Annotated in this window: 5 protein-coding genes and 1 pseudogene; all 6 read right to left on the reverse strand. The window is 48.9% G+C overall.

Going from position 1 to position 5,085, the window contains the following annotated elements; genetic code table 11:
• A partial coding sequence (locus Q0668_RS17005) for a cell division protein FtsA (protein WP_298866784.1) occupies positions 1–366 on the reverse strand: 366 nt, incomplete at its 3' end.
• Positions 366–1,136, reverse strand: coding sequence for an FtsQ-type POTRA domain-containing protein (locus Q0668_RS17010; RefSeq protein WP_298866786.1), 771 nt, complete (start codon positions 1,134–1,136; stop codon positions 366–368). The genes Q0668_RS17010 and Q0668_RS17005, both read right to left, overlap by 1 nt.
• Complete coding sequence (gene murC / locus Q0668_RS17015) at positions 1,136–2,560, reverse strand: UDP-N-acetylmuramate--L-alanine ligase (protein ID WP_298866788.1); 1,425 nt, start codon at positions 2,558–2,560, stop codon at positions 1,136–1,138. Before murC ends, Q0668_RS17010 begins: the two co-directional genes overlap by 1 nt.
• A complete protein-coding gene (gene murG, locus Q0668_RS17020) occupies positions 2,557–3,687 on the reverse strand; it encodes an undecaprenyldiphospho-muramoylpentapeptide beta-N-acetylglucosaminyltransferase (protein ID WP_298866790.1) in 1,131 nt (376 codons plus the stop codon). The genes murC and murG overlap by 4 nt, the downstream gene beginning before the upstream one ends.
• Complete coding sequence (locus tag Q0668_RS17025; RefSeq protein ID WP_298866792.1) at positions 3,680–4,780, reverse strand: putative peptidoglycan glycosyltransferase FtsW; 1,101 nt, start codon at positions 4,778–4,780, stop codon at positions 3,680–3,682. The genes murG and Q0668_RS17025 overlap by 8 nt, the downstream gene beginning before the upstream one ends.
• Before the next feature lie 51 nt (positions 4,781–4,831).
• A pseudogene (locus tag Q0668_RS17030) lies at positions 4,832–5,085 on the reverse strand (UDP-N-acetylmuramoyl-L-alanine--D-glutamate ligase); the annotation flags it as partial.

Raw genomic sequence — 5,085 nt, forward strand, 5'->3', positions numbered from 1 at the left:
CGCAACGTGAGTTGTGTCCTCTAACAAGCGTTGGACATCAGACTCAGAAATTTCACCATCTCTGTTGGATATGGTGACCACACCGCGAGACTGGAAACTCTGTACATGATCTCCCGCAATGCCTACAATAACCGTGCGAACAGATACGCCCGCCATACGAGAAGCTTCTTCGATTGCTTCGCGTACTGCATTGACCGTTTTGTCAATGTTGACCACAACGCCGCGGTTTAGTCCATCTGATTCCGCTACCCCAACTCCTAATATGTTCACGCGATTTAAGTCATCGGATGTGGCAACGACGGCGCACACTTTCGTGGTTCCGATGTCTAATCCGACGACAATACGGTTGTTATTCGGTTCTTTCATTAGTTGCTGATCTCTTTAATAGGGCGCCTGAGTTCCTGCTTCGTGACGACTTGGCTGGCAAATCGAAGATCGATTGATGCAAATTCAATTTCTTGATGCGTAAGTATTTCACGCTCCCAAAACACTTCTAAAAGCTTAAATTTGGACTCGTAATCAGATTCACCCATGAGTACCGGAATCGATTCATGGCTCCCAATGGGAGTCGTTCGAATTTCAAATCCAGTCCCAACTCGACGAATTTCGGACATGATATCATCCGACTCTTCGCTAAGACTGGGTAGGAGGTATAACATTTCCCTTAAAGAATTGTCTGACACTGAAATAATGGGATGGTAGTTTTCAATGTCGCCCGATATAATCGGAACTGGATACGATTTAGCATCAGTTATTGGCATTCGGAAACCATTACGATCCAAATAGAATCCGATTCTTCCATCACTTCCGAGAGTCTGAGCGACCGGAAAACGCTCCAGAACTCGAATATCCAAAGAACCCGTCGGGAGCCGTGAAACATGTGCTTCCATTATCCAGGGGTGGCGGCGAATCCGGTCTTCCAATATTTGAGGATCAAGTTTGAACATCACCGCGCCCGTGTCCACCCTGATGAGATCTCTAACCTCCGCTTCCTGTGCGTGAACGAGTCCCTGCATGGTCACCTCTACGACTGTGACCTGACTCAACCATTTCCAGCCCGAGTAGCCGACGACGCCAATTCCTATCACAAACAGGAATCCAGCTATTTTTTTCCACATGGAAGCACGTTTAGTCATCAATTTGCCTCCTGTAGTCTACTTAATATCTGACGATTCAGGCGCCAGATATCGCCAGCACCCAACGTAATTACCACGTCGCCCGGGCGCGAAAGTCGAACTACAAATTCAACCAACTCTTCTTTGTTAGGTACATATTCTACGTGTGGATGGCCTGCAAGATGAGCTCGTTTTGATATCAATTCTCCCGAAACGCCTTCAACAGGAGCTTCACGGGCTCCGTAGACATCCATGATTACAACCACATCCGCATCAAAAAACGAACTGGCAAAGTCGTCGCACAAGTCTTGCGTGCGGGAATATAGGTGGGGTTGAAAAACGGCAATTATGCGCCTGTCCGGCCAACATCCAGCAGCCCCATCAAGAGTGGCTTTAACTTCTGTTGGATGATGGGCATAATCATCAACGACTAAAATGCCCCCCGCTTCCCCAATTTCCTCCATTCGGCGCTGTACTCCGCTATAGGAAGCGATGCCTACCGCGATGGAATCAAATGTCATATCCAGTTCAAGTCCGACCGCAATGGCCGCCAAAGCATTGAGCACATTGTGATGTCCAGGAGCAGAAAGGGTCGCTCGTCCCAGCCGCAAATCTCCATTATGGACATCAAAATGCATTTTCCGGCCCTCTTGAACGATGTTCTCAGCCCGGATTTGGGATTGTCTGAGGGTGCCATAGGTCACAATGCGCCGGTCAATCCGTCCTAAAATCGAACGTACATTTTCGTCATCCAGACACACGATGGTCGCCCCAAAAAAGGGAACGCTGGATGCATACTGAACGAAGGCATCCTTGATGTCTTCAAGGTCTGTATAGCAATCGAGATGATCGGCATCAATATTCGTAATGACCGCTATCGAAGGCGTAAGGCGCAAGAAGGTCCGATCGTATTCGTCGGCTTCGATAAGGATAATGTCTCCATCACCAGAGACCGCGTTGGATCCAAATGCTGAAACCTTTCCTCCAACGATGATGGTCGGATCAAATTCCCCCGCGCTGATCACATGGCCGGTCATGGTTGTCGTGGTTGTTTTCCCATGCGTTCCGGCGATTCCAATCCCGAACTTCATTCGCATGAGTTCTCCGAGCATTTCAGACCGCCTGATAACTGGAATGTGGTGCCTAAACGCGAACTGCGTCTCTGGGTTTGATTCAGAGTCGACCGCTGAAGAGTGAACTACTACACAGGATCCAGCAGCGTTGGGACCATCATGACCAACAAAAATTTCAGCACCCTGATCTTCCAAATGTTTTGTGACTTCTGAACTCGAGAGATCAGAACCTGTCACCTTGTAGCCGCGCATTAAGAGTACTTCGGCTATCGAGCTCATCCCGATCCCTCCGATTCCCACCATATGTACGTGCCGAATTTTTCCGAACGTAGGTTGGCGGCGAGTTACTGCGTTATGTAGGTTGGTTTTCATCGAGGTTGAACCTCCGCGATCATCAAAACATCTTCCGCAATACGATCTGCAGCATGGGGGCGGGCCAATTGAAGCGCTTTTTGGGACATGGCCGAAAGACGACCAGTCGTTTCAATCAGGTTTTTAACACGGTCCAGTAACTCAGCCATCAGTTGGTCTTCAGGTAGCACTTCGCACGCGCCTTGCTTTTCGATACTTCGGGCATTTTTGGTCTGGTGATCCTCAGCTACGTTTGGAGACGGTACCATAATGGAGGGCGTTCCGGTCAACATAAGTTCTGCGCAAGTCGATGCCCCCGAACGACATACAGCTAAGTCTGCGGCGGCTTGGGCCAGATCCATTCGATCAATGTATTTATGCATCTTTAGACGGGGATGCTTTTGTACACTTTCTGAGTAGCTATCAAAATATCGGTCTCCTGTCTGCCAAATCACGCCCAGCCCCGAAATAGCTAACAATCCGCTCACCAACGTGGCCATTGCTTCGTTTAGCGCAAGACTTCCCAGCGATCCGCCAAATACGAGGATTATCTTATCTGCCCGATCTAAGTCAAAAAAGGTCCTCCCTTCACTTTTTGACGCGTTTCCAAGATCGGCACGCACAGGATTGCCGTTCATGTGAACACTTCCTTTTACTCTTTTTGGACGCGCTTCTTCAAATGCAAGGTGGATACTGTCCGCAAATCTAGAAGCCAAACGATTCGTCAAGCCCATAAATGCATTCTGCTCTTGAATAACGATAGGCCGCACCAAATACCGAGCCGCCAACAAGATGGGCAGTGCGACAAATCCACCTGTGCCGACCACAACATCTGCATCAAATTGCTGAATCAACTGGATTGATTCTCTTAATCCTTTTGCGACCCGAAACGGCATCAGGAGGTTTTGGGCTGTTATCTTTCGCTGCAAACCTTGCACCGTAATAGGACTGATGGGATAACCAGCCAAGGGCACAATGCGCCACTCAATTTTGTCTCTGGAACCGGCAAATGAAATTGCAGCATTGGGTCGTTTTTGTCGGATTGCATCGGCTATCGCAATTGCCGGATATGCGTGCCCTCCAGTGCCTCCGCCTGTGATGAGGATCCTCGGATCCCGTCGTTTCGATATGACTGCTGCGCTATTCAACGTGACGCGAAATATTGAGCAAAATGCCGATCATAACTCCATTTGCCAGCATGGAGGTACCGCCATACGACACGAAGGGGAGCGGCAAACCGGTGACCGGCAATAAGTTGGAAGACACACCTGCATGCACAAATCCATACAGCGTGAGCATGATCACAATTCCGACACTCAAAAAGAGTCCGAGGGGATCTGGAGCATGCCTCGCGATTCGTAACAGCCCTCTAAACAAGATCAGGACGTATAAAAACAACAGTGCGAGCGCACCAACGACCCCATATTCTTCTGCAATGATGGCAAAAATAAAGTCGTTGTATGGTGCTGGAAGGAAGTCTCTTTGTGCACTTTTTCCTGGACCCAATCCGGTCAACCCTCCATTAGCAATTGCCAACAAAGCCTGTTTGGCTTGATACCCTTCATCTTGGTTGTCAAAAACCTCTTCTGCGACTGTATTTGGGAATAATTTTACACCCACAAAGGACTCCACTCGAGCGGCTCTTTGCGGAGAAGTGAGTAGCATGATGTAGGCCAAAAACAAACCAACAACCCCAACCAGAGCAATATGGCCCACATTTACGCGTCCGACAAAACACATAACCATCACGGCAGTTAAGACGACCAAAGAGGTAGACAAGTCAGAAACTCCAATCGCCATGATGGTTATCCCAATCCAAACCATAATGGGCACAAAGGCGCGAGAAAAGGACCTTATGTAAACCTGCTTTTGAGTCAAGAGCACGGACACGTAGAGAAGCAAAGCCACTCGAGCCAGGTCAGAAGGTTGAAGTTGCAGTCCACCAAAAGCCAACCACCGCGCAGCACCACCTGAAACAACCCCAACCAATTGCGTCAAGACGAGCAATCCAATGGCCACAATGAGCACGATCTTACTCAGTTTGGCCAGAAAATGATAATTAATTATGGAAAACACGCCCATGACTAGGAGGGCGATTGCAACTCGAAAGGAATGCCTAAATAAAAACCGTTCCGTATTTCCGTCCGACGCGGTAGCTGCGAAATAAGCGATTGCACTGTAAACCGCTACAATTCCCACGGCGCTTAACAAGAGCACACTCCAGAGGACAAATTTGTCCACTGGTCCCGATCCTGGGCCTTTTAAAGTGAGAACCTGCATCAGCAGTTTAGTTTATAGGTTAGAAACGGCCTGTTTAAACAGGTCCCCGCGATGTTCGTAGGAGTCAAACATGTCAAACGAGGCGCAAGCAGGGCTGAGTAACACCACATCGCCTGGTTTAGCCAAGAGTTGCGCCAGTTTGACGGCATCTTCAAGGCTTTCGGCAGCCACACAGTCAGGCACACATGGGCCTAACTCTTCGTGCATTTTTTCGGCCGCTTCACCAATCGTAATGAGAGCCCTGACCCTGCTGGTTATTAGCGGTT

Origin of the sequence: uncultured Gimesia sp., from assembly GCF_937910335.1 — a bacterium.
Taxonomy (GTDB): Bacteria; Planctomycetota; Planctomycetia; order Planctomycetales; family Planctomycetaceae; genus Gimesia.